This is a genomic window from Pontixanthobacter gangjinensis (genome assembly GCF_009827545.1).
Classification (GTDB): domain Bacteria; phylum Pseudomonadota; class Alphaproteobacteria; order Sphingomonadales; family Sphingomonadaceae; genus Pontixanthobacter; species Pontixanthobacter gangjinensis.
The window spans coordinates 1,469,114-1,488,533 of sequence record NZ_WTYS01000001.1 but is presented as its reverse complement, the minus strand read 5'-3'; the positions used below and the strand labels follow the sequence as shown (position 1 = coordinate 1,488,533).

Below are 19,420 nucleotides of genomic sequence, written 5' to 3'. Positions count from 1 at the left end.
GGCCGGTGAAAGAAAACGGCAAGAGAGTCGCGCCCCTAAAGAATAGCCTACGAGCAACAATCGACTAGAACCAAAAGCGGATTCCGGCGAGGAACTTTACCCCGGTCGGATCATCGCCAGCGGCGCGCGCGATATCGGCTGTGTCGCCCAGCTTGGCCTCATACTCGGCGCCCAGATAGGGCGCGAATTCGCGGGTGAATTCATAACGCAGGCGCACACCCGCCTCCACCTTGGTCAGCCCCGCCCCGATGCCGCGTTCGGGAATGTCACTGGCCGACAGCTCGAACTCTGCGCGAGGTTGCAGGATCAGCGATTGGGTGATTTTTTGGTCATATTCCGCCTCGACACGCGCGGTTAAGTCGCCGCGATCGGATAGGAACAAGGCGGCATCGACGTGCCACATATAGGGAACAAGGCCCTGAATACCGAGCACAAGATGGCTGCGCGTTTCGGGCTCAATATCCAGCCGCGCACCGGCCTGTAAATCAAAGAACGGCGCGATTGCATGGGACCACAAGGCCTGAACTTCGAAATCCTCCACCGAGCCGCCTATTTCGCCCTCGCCCTCCGTCTTGAGCCAGATTTTATCGATATCACCGCCATACCAAGCCTGTGCATCCCACAGGTAGCCTTCCTCGCCATCGGCAATTCGTGCCTCAAACCGCTCGACCATCAACGTGCCGACTTCCATCTCGCCATGGTCTTTGACCAGATTATCGCGACTTGGCTGCATCGCTTCCGAACCCCAAATCGCATCGGCAGCATGAAGCGGCCCCTCAAGTGCTCTCGCGGGCGGAGTTTCATCTTTGCTAGGCGCGGTAGGCATATCATGCCCCATTGCCGCGTGTCCCATCTGCGAATGGTCCATTTGGGAATGATCAACTGGTGCCGCAGGCTCCGCTTCAGGGGGCGTCGTATGCCCCATCGCAGCGTGATCCATCTGCGAATGGTCCATTTGGGAATGATCAACTGGCTCTTCTGGAGCTTCAGCGGCTTCCGGCTCATTCGCCTTAGGCATAACATGGCCTGCGTGACCCGAATGATCCTGCGCCTTCAGCGGGGTGGCAAGGCAGATTCCAGCCGATGCCAGCGCAGCTATCGATAGAGCGCGCCTCATGCTGGAAACGGCCTGACGGTCACGACCTGCATCATTCCGGCGTGCATATGATAAAGCAAATGGCAGTGGAACGCCCAATCGCCCGGCTCGTCTGCAGTCAGGTCAAACGCCGCTTTGCCTCCGGGTTGAACCACCAGCGTATGTTTGCGCGGCTGGCGGGTCTGTTCGGCACCGTTGACGATTTCAAAGAAATGTCCATGCAGATGTATTGGATGCGCCATCATCGTGTCATTGACGAGCGTAACCCGGACCCTCTCGTCAAATCCGAAGCGGATCGGATCATCCTTTACCGCAGCATATTTCCTGCCATCGAAAGACCACATATAGCGTTCCATATTGCCAGTCAGATGCAATTCTATCTCGCGCTCGATTGCGCGCACCGGATTAGCCCGCTTGGCACGCAAATCAGTATAGCGCAGAACGCGGTGGCCAACATTTTCGAGTCCGAGACCGGGATAATCCATCCGGTCAACCGGCATCGGCGACACCATGTCAACACCCGGCCCTGTCGCCACATCTTCGGGCAGAATGGATGTGTCGCGCATGGAATGACTCATCTTTGAATGGTCCATCGTACCGCCGCCCATTTGTCCGTGTCCCATAGCGCCATGATCCATTCCGTCCATGCCCGACATTCCGGCCATCGCTCCCATCTCCATACCCATGCCCATATCGGCCATGGTTAGCGTCGGAGTTTCACGCAGAGCAGGCGCGGTGGCTTTGTGCCCCGGGTGCGAAGTGAGTGATGCGATTGCCATCCCGCTGCGGTCCATTGCCTCTGCCACCAGCGCATGGCTGCCATCGGGCGGGGTCACGACCACATCATACGTTTCCGCGACGCCGATCTGCAGTTCGTCCACTTCGTGATTGAGTACATCCTGACCATCGGCCTGAATGACCGTCATCGGCACACCTGGGATGCGCATATTGAAGAAGGTCATCGCGCTGCCGTTGATGATCCGCAACCGGACCCGCTCACCCGGTTTGAACAGATATTCCAGATCATCTGCCGGACCATGTCCGTTCATCAAAAAGGTGTAGGTCGAGCCGGTTACATCCGAAACGTCGCGCGGATTCATCCGCATCGCGCCCCACATCCGGCGTTCGTCACCAGACATATTGCCATCGGTCGCAGATTGCATCTGGCGGTTGAAATAATGCTCACCTACCTTCAGCTTGCGCATAATTTCATGCGGGTGAACCGGGGTAAATTCGCTCAGCAAGACAATGTAATCGCGGTCAAAACGCGCATCGGAACCGTCACTGGCTTCGATCACGAGCGGTCCATAGAGTCCCGCCTGTTCCTGCAACCCCGAATGGCTGTGCCACCAATATGTGCCCGCTTGCCGTATCGGAAATTCGTAAGTGAAAGTCTCATGCGGCTTGATCCCCGGGAAACTGACTCCCGGCACGCCATCGAACTGGAACGGCAGAAGCAAGCCGTGCCAGTGGATCGAGCTGTCTTCTTCCAAATGGTTGGTCACATGTAGCCGAACGTTCTGACCCTGTTTTAATCTGATTAGCGGCCCTGGCACAGACCCATTAACTGTCTGCGCATGCCCCGAACGGCCGCCAGTTGAATAATGCGAGTTTTGGATATCAAGACGAATGTCTTCGCCCGACATGGTGCCGAAGCCTTTGGCAGCGTGTTGCATAGACACGCCCTTGGCCCAAGCCGGCACTGGCAGCGCGGTCGCGCCGATAAGTCCAGCGGTTCCCATCAGGAACCTGCGGCGAGGCAATAACGAAGAGGATTTGTCGTGGCTTGCTAGTTTCATGATGGGCTTTATATATACCCCCCTAGGGTATTACAAGAAGAGTTCTAGTGTATGCATCCAGATAGCGCCAAGAAGAAGGTCAACCGCCTCAACCGCATCGCCGGTCAAGTTCGCGGCGTTGCCCAGATGATTGAAGGTGGCCGCTATTGCATAGATGTGCTGACCCAGATTCAGGCCGCAAAATCTGCCCTCGCGAAAGTCGAGAGTGAAGTGCTGAAAGACCACGCTGCAACCTGCGTAGCCGAAGCCATCGCCAGCGGTAACGAAGCCGAACAACGCCAAAAATTTCATGAGCTAATCGATCTACTCGAGAAGAAGAAATAGGATGACCAAGACCGCTCAGCTTCACCGGATGGTAATGGAAACCCATACTTGCCCCTACGGCATTAAGTCAAAGTGGCTGCTGGAACGACATGGCTTTGAGGTGGCAGATCATCACCTCACCACCCGCGAGGAAACCGACGCGTTCAAGGCCAAGCATGATGTGAAGACCACTCCGCAGACTTTCATAGATGGCGCGCGAATTGGGGGTTATGACGATTTGCGAATTCACTTCGGGCTCGACCAGCCTAAGGACCAGCGCAGTGACACCACCTACCGTCCTGTAATTGCATTATTTGGAATGACTTTTCTGATGGCGCTGGCCGCTGCTTTTGTGGTCACTGGGGAGCCTGTCTCGGCATTCACCGCGGAATGGTTTGTCGCCTTCTCGATGTGCGGCCTCGCCTATCTAAAACTGCGCGATGTCGAGGCCTTCTCCAGCATGTTTCTCAATTACGACCTGCTTGCCAAACGCTGGGTCCGCTACGGCTATATTTATCCTTATGCTGAGGGATTGACGGGCGTACTAATGATCGCAGGCGTGTTTATGTGGCTTGCAATTCCAGTGGCGCTGTTCATCGGAACAATCGGCGCGATCTCGGTCATCTACGCGGTCTATATCCAGAAGCGCGAATTGAAATGCGCTTGCGTCGGAGGCGACAGCAATGTTCCGCTAGGCTTTATATCGTTGACCGAGAATGTGTTTATGGTCGGCATGGCGGTATGGATGCTGATTAAAACGCAACTTTAGAATTACGTTTCAGGGGTTTAACCTTTCGCGAATTTCAAGCATTGGGAGGTTCATGCCGTCATACCCCTAAGAAGGCCATTGCATTTGACCCGCCAGAAATCCCGACTGTTCAAAGCTAGCGCGATATGGATGCTGCGCGCACTCGCCGTCGCGCTCATTGCCGGTTCGCTTCTCAGCACAACCGATCTTAATCAATGGTGGGTGCGTATCTGGGACTTCCCGCGAGTGCAGATTTTGGTGGCCATGCTGGTAATGGCCGTATTGCTATGGCTGTTTGATCGCAAGTGGCGCCCGTATTCTTCACTTGTGCTGATCGGTCTGGCGGCTTGGCAACTATACCGCGTCCATCCCTACACGCCGCTCGCCGCTGCCGAAGTTGCCAAGACCGAAAAGCTCGCCCTCGAATCCGACAAATGCTTTAGCGTGATGAGCTTCAACGTGCTGCAGAAAAACCGCAATTATGCTGCCACAATCGAGATGCTTGAACGAGAGCAACCTGACATTCTGTTGCTTCTGGAAACCGATCAGAAATGGCGCGATGCGCTAGCTGGCGTGCTCGCTGAATATCCGGAGAAGCTGGAGCGCCCGTTGGATAATACATACGGGCTTTTGTTTGCCACCCGTCTGCCGATGACGGACGGTTCGGTACAGGATTTGGCCGAGGAAGACACACCATCAGCTTATGCGACCCTGACAGCAGGGCAGAAGTTTCGCCTAATCGGCTTGCATCCTCGCCCGCCCCATCCCGGACAAGACACAGAGGAACGCGACGCTGAAATCGTGTTGGCGGCCCGTCATGCCAAAGACCAAACCATGCCGGTCCTCGCTATTGGTGACTTCAACGATGTAGGCTGGTCAGACACTACGCTGCTATTCAAGAGCATCGGCGAGTTTCTCGACCCACGTATCGGTCGCGGCAATTTCGCGACATTTCCTGCTGACAAAACCTGGCTCGGCTGGCCGCTCGATCATCTATTCGTGACCGAAGAATTCCTGCTGCGCGATATCCGTGTGCTGGACAATGTCGGATCGGATCATCGGCCTGTAATCGCCGAACTCTGCCTTGCCCCGGCTGCCGCGCGAAAAGTGAATGACCGGACCGAAGAACCGGATGCCGAAGACCGGGCCGACGGTAATGAGGCAATTCAGGATTACCGCGAAGACAGCGCCGAAGAGGCAAATTAATACGCCACTGGATTTCACTGGCCCGAACTGTAGCCGGCAACAAATTCGTCGAGTTAAGCTGATTTTTTCGCACCGTCTTGTAGGCTTCTTATTGCCTTGCAAGAATTGTCAGTGCATCGCGGTGACCGGAGCAATTGATGACAACGCCAACAGAAACAACTTTTTTGGACAAAGTCAGCGACCACATCGTTACTGGCATCACGCTTGATCTGACCCGTTACATGGTTGCGGCCAGTCTGATGACTGTCTTGCTGCTGGTGTTTAAGCGCTGGGCGGACAATCGCCGTATCCAGAAACGGCGCGCCATTCGCAGCGATTATATCCGCGAGTTTTTCTCCTCGATGCGGACAGTCGTGGTGTTTGCGATCACCACGATTACAACGCTCGTTTTGCGCGAATATGGCTATATCGAATTCAAACTTGAGGGTGCTTCGGTAGCTCTGATCGCGTTTCAATTTGCGATAATGGTGCTGGCGCATGATGCCTATTTTTATTGGATGCACCGCGCGTTGCATCACAAGCGCTTGTATAAGGCCACGCATCTTCATCACCACAAATCGCGCACCCCTACACCGTGGACGTCATACAGCTTTGCCACTGCAGAGGCGGTGACCGAATCGATCTTTATGCCGATCTTTTTGCTCGCCGTTAGCACGCTCGGCGTTGCCTATGCCGGATGGGCAATTTTCTTCTTCCTGTGGCACATGATCTTCCGCAATGTGATGGCGCATGCCGGGGTCGAGTTGTTCCCTGCAGGCTGGACAGACAGCAAATGGACAGACTGGATTTCCACCACCACTCACCACGATTTGCACCACAGCGAATTTCGCCACAATTACGGCTTTTATTTCACGTTTTGGGACCGGTGGATGGGCACCGAGCACCCGCAATACAAAGCACGCTTTAACGCGGTCGCAAAGCCGACTGTCATGACGCGCCGGTTCGCCGCAGGGGGTACCGCCGCAATATTGGCCGGATTGATGGTATGGAGCGTCTTGCCGACCGGTATAGCCTGATTTTTCGAACGCCGTTACCGACAGGCTTTTTGGGCCCACACCTACTTTATGCGAAGATATTGGACGGCAAGCGAGGCACGAATTGATGGCGATTTTCAAGCGGGTAAATGCGCTAAAGGGCGCTGTGCCACTCGCCGCTTTAGCGCTCGCTGTTTCAGCCTGCTCCGCCCCTAAAACCCGCGAACAGGTTTCTCAAGAATTTGAAGAAGGCCTGCTCGCCGCGCCGGACACCAAAGCATTTTGGGAAGCGGTCAAGCAGGATTTCCCTGCTGAATTCGATGAACTGGTTGGCCGCGGTGTCGATGCCGAGATGAAGAGCTCGCTTTCCAAGGACGACGGGATAGCAATTGGCAAGCAATGGCTTGGTGAATTGGAAGCAATGCATGGACAGTCGGTAAAGCTGGCACCGAACGCGCAGATTGCAGCATTGCTCGACAGCACGCTCAATCTGATGAAAACCTTTGAAGTCAGTGACAAGCCGAGCTGCGCCAAGCTGGCCGTTGGCGAGACTTTCGATACTTCACTAATGTCGTCGCGCGTTCAAAATGCGGTTCAACGTAACAAAGTAGATTTGATCCGCGCAATGGCCGGCGGACAATCCCACCCGCAGCCGCGAAGCGAACCGGCAGAAGGTGACTACCAGGCGCTGTATGCCAGGATGCGCGGCTTGGGCACGGATGAGAGATTGATGAAAATTCTGGGTGATGAAGGCCGCCTAATGCGCGCCGCGCCCGAGGACCAATGCAGCATCGGAGTGTTCTTGTATGAAGCAATGGACCAACTACCCGAGGACCAGTCAGCACGACTTGGCGCGTTCTTGCTTTCGCCTGCGTGAGGTGAACTTACCGTGCTTTCCAATCAGCGGCTGACAGGGTCCAAATCAGGCTGTCGCACCAGCCAATATGTGTTTCCACCGCATTGATGATACGCTCTTCTTCGCGGAAACCGAGCGTTTTCAGCAAGCCGTTTGATGCCGTGTTGCGCGGATCGACATCGGCCCAAATCCGTCCAAACCCTTCGGCCTCTATCAGATGGCCAATAACAGCCGTCACGCATTCACGCGCTATCCCCTTCCGCTCTTGTCCCAGCGCCGTGATGTAGCCGATCTCCGCAGCTTCGGGCGCTTCCCCGCTTGCAACGATCCGGCATACAGCTTCGCCACCTTTGAGCGGTTCGGCAATCCATGTTCGGCCGCCCCAATCGCTGTCAAATAGCCATTGTCGCAATTCAACCTTGTCGGCGAACGGCCCGCGGCTCCAATAAAGCATCGCGGTTTCGTCCGAAAAACTGGGCCATAAGGTTCCGACATCGTCTTCTTCCAAACCTCGCAGCCGGAATCTTTCGGTTATCAATTCTGGAACAGGCGGGATCATTCGCCGGACAGGAACTCGACCAGCGCTTTGACCTTCTTTTGCCGCCATTGCGGTGGCGGCGCGATCAACCAATAGGCGCGGCGCCCCTCGTCCGGCCCTTCGAGAATATCCAGCCGCCCTGCGTCCACAGCTTCGGACACCAGTAAATAGGGCAGGATCGCCTTGCCCATGCCCGCCATCGCGCTGCTTAGCGCCTGCCCGGCATTGCCAACTTGCACGGTGGGTTCGGCCCCTTCTGGCAATGGAGCGCCTGGCCAATCAATCCATTCGTCGGGCGCACCGGCAATCGACACGACAACCCGCCGCGCCGGAGCCAGTTCAACCCCATGCAAATCGCCAGGTCCGTCAATCAGCCGGATCGCAACGTCCAAATTGGCTTCGGTGAAATCGGCGTTTTCGTCCTCGACCAATTGGTACCGAATAGCGGGATTGTTCTTGCGGAATGCGGCCAGTCTAGGCGCGAGCCATTGTGCATAGAATTCACGCGGGGCGGCAATAGTATAACTGTCGCTTGCCTGACCGGCCTGCATTGCTTGCACGCTTTCCTCGAATTTAAGGAAGCCTTCGCGCAAAGAATCGAGTCCGGCACAGCCTTCGGGCGTCAGTTCCAGCCCCTTGCTGGTGCGGCGGAACAGCACGGTGCCGAGATGATCCTCCAGCGCGCGGATTTGCTGACCGACCGCCGCAGGTGTCACTGCAAGCTCGTCAGCAGCGCGGGTAAAGCTCAGATGCCGCGCGGCAGCATCATAGACGCGCAATGCGTTGAGAGGCAGGTGGGTGCGTTTCATGGTCGGGCCGATTTAGGCGTGAGGAGGCCAGCCTGCAACCCGTGGATACGAATGCTGTGCCACAGCTCAATCCGCCGTTGCCGGGGCCGACAATGGAAAATAGGGAATGCGAACTTCGAATTGCTCGTTCTCACGGGTTGTGAAAGTGTAAAACCCCTCCATCGAACCGCTTGGTGTGGTCAGCGGACAGCCGGACACATAATCATGCGTTTGCCCCGGCTCCAGCAACGGCGTTTCACCCACAACGCCTTCGCCATCGACATGGTTGATCATGCCGCGCGCGTCCGTAATTCGCCAGTGGCGTGATTTTAGCTGCACTGTCCGGTCAGAATCATTCTCGATTCGTATATGATACACCCAGAACCATTTGCCAGCTTCGGGATGCGATTGCTCGGGCAGGAAGCTCACCGCGACGCGCACGGTGATATCATCGGTATTGGCGGCGTGTTGGAACAATTGCTTCATGATGGTTCCACCGTAGCGACGATGGCAGCTTCCTGCAATTATCCAGCCAGATCTGGCTCGGTAATTATCGTCTCAGGGGTTGCGTCAGTAGATATTTCTGCACCATCTGACGGTACTTGGGCACCAGTCTTGCTATCACCTTCCTTTGAAATATCCGCTGGCTTCGCAACATTCACATCGCTTGGATTGGTCCGTGCGAGGAATGCGATCAGCGCATCATACCACTTTTGCTCATCCTCGACCTTGCTGAAAGAATGTCCGGCATCGTCAAGGACCAATTCTGTGATGTCGACCTCCGCCGTCTTGGCCGCGTCGCTCATCATGGTGAACTGGCTGAACGGCACGGTCCGGTCGCGTTTGCCATGCGCCAGCAAAATCGGGCGGGTTAGCATCCCGATTTGCTGTAAAGGCGAGACTAGCCCCAACTTGAAGTCAGGCTCGTCGCCTTGGACACGGCGTTGCCACTTCTTATTGTTGCGGCGGGTAAAGAACCCCCGGTCGAAGCCCACTTGAGCCTCGAAATCTGTCACACCGGCCCAGCTTGCGGCGCAGCGATAACGCTCAGGATTCCGGGTTACGCCCCACAAAGAAGCGTATCCCCCGTAGCTTGCCCCCACCAAACAGACGCGATCCGGATCGGCAAATCCCTGTGCGACCGCCCAGTCCATCGCATCGTCCAAATCGTCCTGCATCATCCGGCCAATCTGGCCATTACCGAGATCCTCAAATTTTTCGCCATATCCGCCTGAGCCGCGATAATTGGGCTGCAAAATGGCATAACCCCGATTGGCGAGCAGCTGGACTTCGTCACGATAGCTTGCGGTATCGCGGATGCCATATGGCCCACCATGCGGCATGATTATTAGCGGCAGAGCGGTGGGTGCGCGGCCCTTAGGCAAAGTGAGATAACCGCGAATGCGTGTGCCATCGCGGGCCGGATACTCAATCGATTGAGGCGCAGTCAATTGCTTGAAATCAATGTCGGGCCGCAATTCACCGAACACGTCGAGCTTGTTGCGTGCGGGAGTGTAGATGTAGACGACGCCCGGATCATCGCCTGCACTGTGCGAGACTAGCATCCGGTCACTGCCTGAGCTGGACAAAATCTGGACCTGCCCGGTTTTTAGCGTGCGCTCCAACTTGTCTTGGATGGCCGCCATGTCCGGATCGAACCAATACACATTCGGGAAATCATCAGTAAAATTGGCCGCTTGCAAAGTCCCGTCATTCTCAAATACTGCGCTTTCCAAACCCCATTCGGGATGCGCAAATATTTCCTCTCCAGGCATGCTGGTTCGGTAGTTGAATTCGCGCAGGATGTTCAGCCCGCGTTCGTCTTTGACCAGCGCATAGCCAGTGTCGCTGCCAGCGCGGATGCTCAACACATCCCAATTATCGAATGCATCGGCTTCACGCCGCAACTTGGCGACTTCGACCAATTCCTGCGCCGCATTGCTTCGGTAGAAGAACGACACCCGTTTGCTGCCCTGCCGCTTCATTCCCAGCCGGACTACCCCCGTGTTATCGGTCCACCATTGCTCGATGCCTAGCGTGCGCTTCTGCACAATCCGCGCACTGGTTGCCCCCTTCCCGTCCAGATCGAAGCGGTATACCGATGGCTGAGAGAACGCCTTGTCCTTTAGCGACAAAAGGACGAATTCTCCGGCGGGATCGACATACAGCACATCGTCGCCCTTGAAGCCCTGATCGTCCAACCCGACAAAGCTGGTTTCATCCTTAACCAGATCATGCAGCATCAACCGCGTGGCCGGGACAAATGTCAGCAACAACATGGCGCGGCTGTGCAGAGAAAACAGAACGCGATCATTTCCCGCCCAGCGAAACCACGCCACCGGCGCGCCCTTGCCCAAGTCGACCGTCTTGATTGCTTGCCGCGTTTCGGCATCGAAGACGGCAATCCGTATGCGGTCGTCATCGATGATTTGATAGGCGAATTTGCTGCCATCGGGAGACAATTTTGCATTGAACATCTGATTGCGCGAAGCGAAGGCCGAGGTTGGGATTATCTCCGGCCTATCCCCAACCAACACTTGCTGCGGGCTTGGAAAACTGGCTGGCTCTGCAAGCGTTTGCGCTTGTGTGCTTAAGGGCTGAGCCACACCGACCAACAGCAAAAAAGCTCTCGCACCACGAAAAACGCAGTCAATCCACGAATGGGTCATAATAGTTAGTCCGCCGGATTGTTCTTTTCCAGAAAGGCAATCAGCCGGTCGTACCAGATCTTTTTGTTTTCCGGTTTCGAGAAGCTGTGGCCCTCATCCTCGATTACGAGCAGCTCTGGAGGCATTGGCGCATTTTTGGTCGCATTGCGCATTTTTTTGAACTGGCTGAATGGGACGTTGTTGTCGTCCTCGCCATGCGCCAGCAACACTGGCCGATTGAGCTTCTCTCCAAATTCTGCGGGCGAAACCTCATCCAAATCGAAGTCATCCTCGCCTTCGACGCGCTCACGCCAGCGCTTGCCACCTTTTCTCGAGAAAAAATCGGCATCATATTTGAGTTGCGAATCCCAATCTGTCACGCCTGCCCAACTGGCAGCACATTGATAGCGCTCCGGATTGCGGATGATAGCCCACAGCGCGGCGTAGCCACCATAGCTACCGCCAACAACGCACACTCTGTCTGCTGCGGCAAAGCCCTGCTTCACCGCCCAATCCATGGCATCATCGAGATCATCCTGCATTTTGCGTCCGATTTGCCCATTGCCGAGCCGCGAGAACGCCCGGCCATAACCGCCAGATCCACGATAATTGGGTTGCAGTACGGCGTAACCGCGATTGGCCAGCAATTGCACGTCATCGTCATAGCGCAACTGGTCGCGCACCCCGTAAGGGCCGCCATGCGGCATAATTATCAGCGGCAAGCCCTTTGCCTCACGCCCCCTTGGGAGAGTAAGGTAGGCGCGTATTTCTGTTCCGTCGCGGGCTTCGTAATCGACCGCCATCGGCCGGGCCAAATACTCGAAATTCACTTGAGAGCGCATTTCAGTAAACTGGTCCAATCGCTTGGTTTCAGGAGTAAAAACATACAACGCGCCGGGATCATTTTCGCCGCCAGCCCATACAAGCATACGCGAACCGTTAGCGGCTTGCGAGGTGATCCGGACCATTTCTTGCGGGAGCGCCCGTTCGAGCATCCGTTGCCGACGTTTGTCCTCTTCTGTGAACCAGACAATTTGATCGCGGTCATCGGTAAAGGCAGCGTATTGGGGCTGACCATCATCGGTAAAAGTTACGAGATCAAGATCCCACTTCTCATTTTCGTAGACGGTTTCGACGCTTTCCCGGGTCCCGAAGTCGAATGTCTTAAGCGCGACCCGTCCTCCTTTGGTTCCTTCCAACACATAGCCGAGGTCTGATCCAGGCTTGACATAGGCGACGTCCCAAAATGTCTTAGCTGCCTCGTCCTCCTTGAACTTACCGACCATATCGAGGTCATTATCATCGTTGGACCGATAATATATCCGCATCCGGTTACGCGACCATCCATATCCAATCCGGACAACGCCCGCACTGTCCGCAACCCACGTCCAAACCCCTTCGCGGCGGGTCTGGATTTCGCGCGCCGAACCATCTTCGCTCAGTTCGAATTTGAACACCGAAGGGTAATCGTAAATCGTGCGCTGCATCGATACCAGCGCGTAGGAGCCATCATCAGCGACATGGATCACATTGTCGCCTTCCACGATGGGCTCCTTGCGCCCGATATAGGTTTGGGTGAAATCGATGAGATTGACCGAGTAAAGCCGAGTATAGCGGACATCATCGCCGAAAAACTTTCCCTGTTTTGATACGGAAAACAGGATTTTGTCGTTTCCGGCCCAGCGAAACCATTCAAGGTCGATTTTGTCCCCGGTGCTGATCTTGCCTGTTGGCTGGCGTGTCTCGGCGTCGAACAGAACTATGTAACTGATACCTTCAAGTTCAACCCGAGCGATGAATTTGTCACCACTTGGGGAAAGCTTGGCGCTTGAAAGATTACTGTTGTCGGCGAACGCCTCAACCGGAATTATTGGCGGCTTGGCTTCCAAAACGGGCGCTTCGAAGGTGGGAACTTCAATAGTCGCCGCTTCTTGAGCGTATGAAGCAACGGAAAGGCAATTACCAAGTACTGCCGCACATCCCAGCACTAGTCGCCGAAACATAGTATACCCCTTTAGTCAAAACTGTTCTCAGGAACGTAACCTGTTGAACTCACTTGGCAAGAGAGATGTGTGTAATAACTATACTAATTGCTGGTTCAATGCGGCGCGAGCCCCGTTTCGAGGCCTGTGCGGTCTTCCAAAGCGAACCGGTCGAACAGATCAGCGCTGGCAGTGTTTAGGCCCACAATCCGCGTGTGGCGGCCATTGCGGCGCATCCGGTCAACGACTTTTTCCAGCGCTTCAATCGCCGAAATGTCCCAGAAATGCGCCGACGAAACATCAATTACAACGTGATGTGCTGCGTCTTCATAGCTGCTTTCCGGCCCTAGCGCGGCCATGAAGCGGTCAACGCTGGCGAAGAAGATCTGTCCGGTGACTTTGTAAACCGCGCTATGTTCGCGGCGAATGCGTTGGACACTAAACATCGTGCGGACTTTGCCAGCAAAGAAAATGCCCGACAGCAGCACGCCAACCAGCACGCCCAGTGCAAGGTCATGCGTCCACACCACCACCACCACGGTCGCGATCATCACTGCGGAGGATGTCGGAGGGTGGCGCTTGATATTGGCAATCGAATTCCAGCTAAAGGTCCCGATCGAAACCATGATCATCACCGCCACCAACGCCGGCATCGGCACGCTGCCGACGTAGGGGCCAAGAACCGTAAGCAAGAACAGTAAGAACGCCCCAGCGGTAAAGGTCGACAGTCGCCCACGTCCGCCCGACGCAACGTTAATCACCGATTGGCCGATCATCGCGCAGCCACCCATGCCGCCAAAGAACGCGGCGACGATATTGGCAATGCCCTGCCCACCGCTCTCGCGCTGCTTGTTGCTATCCGTATGCGTCATATCGTCGACAATCTGCGCAGTGAGCAAGCTCTCCAGCAAGCCAACCGCCGCCATCGTCAGCGAGAATGGCAGAATAATCATGAAGGTTTCCCAGGTGAAGGGAACATCAGGAATGCCGAAAGTCGGCAATCCGTCCGGCAGCTTTCCCTCGCCCGCGACATTATTGACCGGCAAGTTCCAGAATACAGCGACTGTGGTCAACAGGATGATTGCAACCAGCGGGCTCGGCACGATTTTGGTAATGCGCGGAAAGCCGTAAATAATCGCTAGACCCGCCACGACCATTGCGTAGGTTTCCCAGCCGACATTTGTAAGCTGCGGAATTTGCGCCATGAAAATCAGGATTGCGAGTGCGTTGACGAAGCCGGTAATGACGCTGCGCGAGACGAATTGCATCAACAAATCAAGCCGTAGCAGTGCCGCAATTCCTTGGATAATTCCCATCAAAATGGTCGCGGCGAACAAATAATCAACGCCATAGTCTTTCACCAACGGTATCACCACAACCGCCACAGCAGCGGTTGCAGCAGAGATCATTCCGGGGCGGCCACCTACCAGCGCAATAACCATCGCAATCGCAACAGAGGCGTAGAGGCCCACGCTCGGATCGACACCGGCAATCAGCGAGAAGCCGATGGCTTCAGGAATTAGCGCCAACGCAACCACCATTCCGGCAAGTATGTCTGCGCGGATATTGCCAAGCCAATCGCGTTTCAAAGTGGCTGTGAAACCAGCGTTCGCGCCAGTGGCCGATGGTGCCGGGGATACGGACATACATATTTCCAAAATCATGAGGGGCGCGACCAACCGCGCGAAATACAGAGCGCGCCTAGAGGGTAATGCTGCAATGCACAACCGGGCTGCAGCCATCCGCTTTATAATTTGCGTTTCACCCGTACTTTGACAGAGCGCGCTGACACATTAGACCTGCTAAGCATCAAGACTTCAACCATCAGTGAGAATTTTGCCAATGCGTTTGTTTACCGCCAGCCTGGCTGCCGCACTCTTATCCACCAGCGCGTTCCCTGCTCTCGCGAAAGAGGGTGATGACGCCGCATCCGACGGGGTGCTTTATTCTTCGGATACTGAATTGATTGGCTTGTATGAAGAATATTCCAAGTGGCAAATGCATGAGTCAGGGCAAGGAGAAGAGCCACTGGAAACAGCTATTCCATCGGTTGCACCCGAAGCAAACCTTCGCCGCGCAGCTGATGCGCAAGTTTTCTTAGGCCGGCTTGATGCCATCGACGGCCAAGCTTTATCACAGACCGAGCGGGTTAACGCCGCTGTCCTTCGCAGCGTATTGACCGAGCAGATCCAAAACGCTCGTTTCCGCGAATGGGAAATGCCGTTCGATAGCGACACCAATTTTTGGAGCTATCTGGCACCGACGTCAGGCTTCCGGACGGTTGAAGATTACGACGAGTATATTGCCCTGATGCGCGATCTTCCGCGATATTTTGCCGAACACACTGCCAATGCCCGCACCGGTTTGGCGCGAGGCTTCAGCGTTCCTAAAGTCACATTATCGGGCCGCGATGCCTCACTTGAGGCCTATATTGGTGATGATATTGAGGCAAACCCGTTTTGGACTGCCTTTGAACAAATGCCAGCGCATTTCACCGAAGCGGAACAAACCCGCTTGCAGAATGAGGGGCGACACACGATCATGCGATCGGTCAGGCCAGCCTTTACAGATTTGCTGTCATTTCTGCGTGACGAATATATTCCCAATAGCCGTACAACATTGGCCGCCGAAGCAATGCCAGAGGGGCCCGCTTATTACGCGCAGCAAATTCGCCAATATACGACACTCGATCTGACTGCGGACCAAATCCATTTGATCGGCCTCGATGAAGTCGCCCGTATTGAAGCCGCCATGCGCGAAATAATGGCGGAGGTTGGTTTCGATGGCACAATTGCCCAGTTCAACGAAAAGCTCCGCACCGACCCGGAATTCATTGCTAAAACGCCCGATGAGCTAATGGGTGTTTCAGCCTATGTCGCAAAGCGCGTGGATGGGGCGATTGGCGATTATTTCGGCTTCCTGCCGCGTCACAGGTTTTCCATCCGACCAGTCGCGCCTGATATCGCGCCATTCTACACTGCCGGACGCGGTGGCTATGAATATTGCCAGATGAATACCTACGACCTGCCCTCGCGCCCGCTCTACAATATTCCTGCTTTGACATTGCATGAGTGCGCGCCGGGCCATTCGTTCCAAGCGGCATTCCAGCGCGAGCAAGGGGGCGAAGACACGCCAGAATTCCGCCGCCGGATATACTTCTCCGGTATGGGTGAAGGATGGGGCCTGTACACCGAATTTCTAGGTGAGGAGATGGGTATTTACCGCACGCCATACGAGAAGTTTGGAAGGCTTTCGTATGAAATGTGGCGCGCCGCGCGGCTGGTTATCGACACTGGCATTCATTCGAAGGACTGGACCCGCGATCTGGCGATTACCTATCTTGCAGACCGAACCGCCTTGTCGCGCCACGAAGTGGGCACAGAGATTGACCGCTACATCAGCTGGCCCGGCCAAGCCCTCGCTTACAAATTGGGCGAAATGCAAATCCGGCTACTGCGAACAAAAGCCGAAACGGAGTTGGGCGATGATTTCGACATCCGCAAATTCCACGATATCATTCTCGCGCTCGGATCCGTGCCGCTGCCGGTCTTGGAACAGCGGATAGAGGACTTCATTGCTGATGGCGGGCAGGGTTTGGCGGGCGTCAGCTACGATTGACCCGCCCACCCGTTGAACTACCCAATGCCCTAATATCTTTGAGGAATTTCGCATGGCTTTCGTCCCTTTTGATCTAACCGGTAAAGTTGCGCTGGTTACCGGCGGCAATGGCGGTATCGGCTTGGGCATGGCCGAAGGGCTCGCCCAATCGGGAGCAAATGTCGCGATCTGGGGCCGCAATCCGGACAAGAACGCCGCGGCCACGGCAAAGCTCGAAGCACACGGCGTTGAAGTGCTCGCGCAAGTGGTCGATGTGACTAACGAGGCGCAGGTAGATGTTGCCATGGCCGATCTGATAGGCCGCTTCGGCAGGCTCGATAGCTGTATCGCCAATGCCGGCTCGAGTTTCGGACGGGCCAAATTCGAGGACATGCCGACCGACTTATGGCGCAAGACCATGGCCACCAATCTCGACAGCGCATTCTACACGCTGCGTGCAGCCTCCCAGCGGATGGTCGAACGTGCACAAGCTGGCGATCCGGGCGGCTCGTTGATGGCAATTTCCTCGATGTCAGCAGTTTCGGGAGCCCCCGGCGGACAGCCATATGCCGCCAGCAAGTCGGCGATGACTGGAATGATGAAGGGCCTAGCGGTCGAATATGCTCGATATGGTATTCGCGCCAATACGATTCTCCCTGGTTGGACGATGACCGATCTGGCGCGTCCAGCACTCGAATCCGAAGGCTTTCGAAAACACGTGCTGCCGCGCATGCCGGTGCGCCGCTGGGGAACGCCGGAGGATTTCGCGGGCATCGCGATCTACCTCAGTAGCGAAGCCTCCAGCTTCCACACCGGACAGGAGTTCTCGATCTGCGGCGGTTATACAGTCTTCTAAGACACCCAAGGTTCGAACCTGTTAGAGCGTCTTCAAATACTCGACGAGTGCCCAGCGGTCATCCTCGCTCAGATCAGAGGCACCGTAATCATGCCCCTGATTGCTGTTGCCGATTATCGCCTTGCCATCGTCAGTTTCGGTTCTGAAATTGAACGCTGTTGGAGCGCTGCCGGTTTCCCACTCAAGGCCGACATTCTTGGTGTCGAGCGCTCGGCCGCCAACCCACCAGCTTTTTGGCCGTGCCTTGGGTGACAAAAGCAAATGGTAAAGCGTCGGCACGGAGCCATTATGCAAATAGGGTGCGGTTGCCCATATGCCGTCAAGCGGTCGGGCCTTGTAAGAGTTCGCATAATCGACCTGCTCCGGGGTCGACTTGCTTGTTTTGGCATCAATGCAAGCTTGGTCAACATGAGCAATCGAGCTAGCCATCATTGTCGCCGAGGCTGGTGCTGGAATGGGAGAAGCGCTTGGTTGAACGCCATCAACCACTGGCAAGCGATTTTCATAATAGATATTGTCGAACCCTGCTTCGAGCAGCACGCTAACCTGATCGATCAGCACGCCCTTCACCATTGTTGTTAGCATCGATGCGACCCGTTCGGTTGCGCTCGGCGTTTCTGCGCCACCCTGCATCTCACCTGTATTAGCAACGGCTTCATATGCATTGCAGGCCATTCGTGTGTCAGTAAGATCGCCGCTTTCAAACATTACACGGAGCGGCACCATCTTTTCGATGCCGTCACCCTTCTTCCAATTGGGATTGTTATCCCACTCTTCGCGGGGAAAATGACACGAAGCACAATTTTGATCGTAAAGGTCCTTACCCCGCGCAGCCTTTGCGACATCAACGCTGCCAACCATTTCGCTCCATTTGGGAGAATCAAGCCGGGCCAGAGAATTTTCCAGTAGCACCAGATTCTCCACCCGCACGCTCGATGTGAAGGCCGGAATTCCGAGTTTACCGCTGATACCCGATGATTTGGGTTTGACGTCTCCGAACACGCCAATCACTTCTCCGGCATTGCGCCCAACCGCGCCCACGTCGATATTCTCTACATCCTTGATGGTGATCTGCTGTTTGGCGACCATACCATTATATTGAAGGTGGTTTTCCCGCGATATGTGCCAGAGAAAGGGATAACTGACCGGCGCGTCTGATAGGTTCCCCTGCACCTCTTCGACACTGGGATTAGCCAGCACAACGGTCTTATTGAAAATATATCCAATCGCATCAACACGCGCAAAGCCATATTCGCTGTCTGTTATGTTCGGATGGGCAACGCGGGTTTGATAATTGACCAACTGCCCCAAGCTCGCGCGCAGCATTCCCTGATTTTTCGGCGTGTTGCGCTTGCCTTGCAAGACACGCCCTGCAAATCGATCAAACCGCGCCCGGTCTTGCAATGTTTGCGATAATGCAGTGTTCAAATCGCCAATAAAGGTCTGGAAATCGCCCATCCCAGGCGCGCCTTGCACCATCCATGATTTAATTCCGCTATCGGTTTTGACATCGATTTGCGCCGTATGACAGGCCGCACAATTGAAACCGATCCATTCTTCTGTCGCACCCTGTCCCTTGAACCAGCGCAGCTTAGTGTTGACGAGCTTAGTATCTTTTTGCGCATCGACCGCGAAGCCGATCGGCCTCGTCATTTCCCAATCTGCTGGCGGAGCTAGGAACCCGAAACTGGTCAGGTGGTCGATATCGCTAAATAAGGCTTGGGAATTCGGCTGCTCCAGCGCAGCAAACCAGCTATTGGGCATCAGTCGCGAGCCTTGGCTGGCATATGAAAACGCCTCGGTTTCCGCCATTGTCCAGTTCTGCTGCCAGATCGGTCCACTATTCGGTTCGCCAAGCGAACCTGCGCAGGACCCCACAAATGCCAGCGCCGATGCGCCAAGAATCAATTTCCCCAGATTTACCGTCATGCCTCATTCCCCCCGAATTTGCTGATGGTGCAAAGTCGCAGAAAATATGTCAAACTATTCGCAAATTTTGTCGTTTTTATACGTTGGCATGCAGCGTCAT

The 19,420-nt window shown here is 55.3% G+C and carries 16 protein-coding genes; 7 read left to right on the top strand and 9 right to left on the bottom strand.

All coding sequences use genetic code 11. The features are described from left to right. Positions 1 to 64: 64 nt before the first annotated feature. A complete protein-coding gene (locus GRI36_RS07000; RefSeq protein WP_160597808.1) occupies positions 65 to 1,117 on the bottom strand; it encodes a copper resistance protein B in 1,053 nt (350 codons plus the stop codon). Then, on the bottom strand, positions 1,114 to 2,895 hold the full coding sequence (locus tag GRI36_RS06995) for a copper resistance system multicopper oxidase (RefSeq protein ID WP_160597807.1): 1,782 nt from the start codon (positions 2,893 to 2,895) through the stop codon (positions 1,114 to 1,116). The genes GRI36_RS07000 and GRI36_RS06995 overlap by 4 nt, the downstream gene beginning before the upstream one ends. Positions 2,896 to 2,946: 51 nt before the next feature. Between GRI36_RS06995 and GRI36_RS06990 the strand changes: the two genes are divergently transcribed. From GRI36_RS06990 to GRI36_RS06970, 5 genes are all read left to right on the top strand, one after another. After that, positions 2,947 to 3,219: a metal-sensitive transcriptional regulator gene (locus GRI36_RS06990; RefSeq protein WP_160597806.1), complete on the top strand. Its 273-nt coding sequence runs from the start codon at positions 2,947 to 2,949 to the stop codon at positions 3,217 to 3,219. A 1-nt stretch (position 3,220) separates the two neighbouring features. Next, positions 3,221 to 3,967 (top strand): glutaredoxin family protein, encoded by a 747-nt coding sequence (locus GRI36_RS06985; protein WP_202392134.1) that lies wholly within the window; start codon positions 3,221 to 3,223, stop codon positions 3,965 to 3,967. 84 nt (positions 3,968 to 4,051) lie between these two features. Then, the gene (locus GRI36_RS06980) at positions 4,052 to 5,152 is read left to right on the top strand and encodes an endonuclease/exonuclease/phosphatase family protein (protein WP_160597805.1); all 1,101 of its coding nucleotides are present in this window, start codon (positions 4,052 to 4,054) and stop codon (positions 5,150 to 5,152) included. A 137-nt stretch (positions 5,153 to 5,289) separates the two neighbouring features. Next, complete coding sequence (locus GRI36_RS06975; protein WP_160597804.1) at positions 5,290 to 6,168, top strand: sterol desaturase family protein; 879 nt, start codon at positions 5,290 to 5,292, stop codon at positions 6,166 to 6,168. Between the two features lie 85 nt (positions 6,169 to 6,253). Then, on the top strand, positions 6,254 to 7,003 hold the full coding sequence (locus GRI36_RS06970; RefSeq protein WP_160597803.1) for a hypothetical protein: 750 nt from the start codon (positions 6,254 to 6,256) through the stop codon (positions 7,001 to 7,003). A 7-nt stretch (positions 7,004 to 7,010) separates the two neighbouring features. Here GRI36_RS06970 and GRI36_RS06965 read toward each other — a convergent pair whose 3' ends face one another. The 6 genes from GRI36_RS06965 to GRI36_RS06940 all read right to left on the bottom strand — a co-directional run bounded on the left by GRI36_RS06965 (position 7,011) and on the right by GRI36_RS06940 (position 14,584). Next, complete coding sequence (locus tag GRI36_RS06965) at positions 7,011 to 7,541, bottom strand: GNAT family N-acetyltransferase (protein WP_160597802.1); 531 nt, start codon at positions 7,539 to 7,541, stop codon at positions 7,011 to 7,013. Then, on the bottom strand, positions 7,538 to 8,329 hold the full coding sequence (locus tag GRI36_RS06960) for a LysR family transcriptional regulator (protein WP_160597801.1): 792 nt from the start codon (positions 8,327 to 8,329) through the stop codon (positions 7,538 to 7,540). The genes GRI36_RS06965 and GRI36_RS06960 overlap by 4 nt, the downstream gene beginning before the upstream one ends. A 66-nt stretch (positions 8,330 to 8,395) precedes the next feature. Continuing rightward, positions 8,396 to 8,794 carry a Co2+/Mg2+ efflux protein ApaG gene (gene apaG, locus GRI36_RS06955; protein WP_160597800.1) on the bottom strand — a complete coding sequence of 133 codons (399 nt, stop codon included), beginning with the start codon at positions 8,792 to 8,794 and terminating at the stop codon, positions 8,396 to 8,398. 38 nt (positions 8,795 to 8,832) lie between these two features. Beyond that, positions 8,833 to 10,785: an alpha/beta hydrolase family protein gene (locus GRI36_RS06950; protein ID WP_160597799.1), complete on the bottom strand. Its 1,953-nt coding sequence runs from the start codon at positions 10,783 to 10,785 to the stop codon at positions 8,833 to 8,835. Positions 10,786 to 10,982: 197 nt separating this feature from the next. After that, the gene (locus GRI36_RS06945) at positions 10,983 to 12,959 is read right to left on the bottom strand and encodes an alpha/beta hydrolase family protein (RefSeq protein ID WP_160597798.1); all 1,977 of its coding nucleotides are present in this window, start codon (positions 12,957 to 12,959) and stop codon (positions 10,983 to 10,985) included. A 95-nt stretch (positions 12,960 to 13,054) separates the two neighbouring features. Continuing rightward, entirely contained in the window at positions 13,055 to 14,584 is a 1,530-nt protein-coding gene (locus GRI36_RS06940) for a SulP family inorganic anion transporter (RefSeq protein ID WP_160597797.1), read from the bottom strand. A gap of 196 nt (positions 14,585 to 14,780) precedes the next feature. Here GRI36_RS06940 and GRI36_RS06935 point away from each other — a divergent pair, with 196 nt between their 5' ends. Together GRI36_RS06935 and GRI36_RS06930 are read left to right on the top strand one after the other, a co-directional pair. After that, entirely contained in the window at positions 14,781 to 16,556 is a 1,776-nt protein-coding gene (locus GRI36_RS06935; protein WP_160597796.1) for a DUF885 domain-containing protein, read from the top strand. Between the two features lie 52 nt (positions 16,557 to 16,608). Next, positions 16,609 to 17,391 carry an SDR family NAD(P)-dependent oxidoreductase gene (locus GRI36_RS06930; protein ID WP_160597795.1) on the top strand — a complete coding sequence of 261 codons (783 nt, stop codon included), beginning with the start codon at positions 16,609 to 16,611 and terminating at the stop codon, positions 17,389 to 17,391. A gap of 21 nt (positions 17,392 to 17,412) precedes the next feature. Here GRI36_RS06930 and GRI36_RS06925 read toward each other — a convergent pair whose 3' ends face one another. Beyond that, a complete protein-coding gene (locus GRI36_RS06925; protein ID WP_160597794.1) occupies positions 17,413 to 19,320 on the bottom strand; it encodes a di-heme-cytochrome C peroxidase in 1,908 nt (635 codons plus the stop codon). Positions 19,321 to 19,420 lie beyond the last annotated feature (100 nt).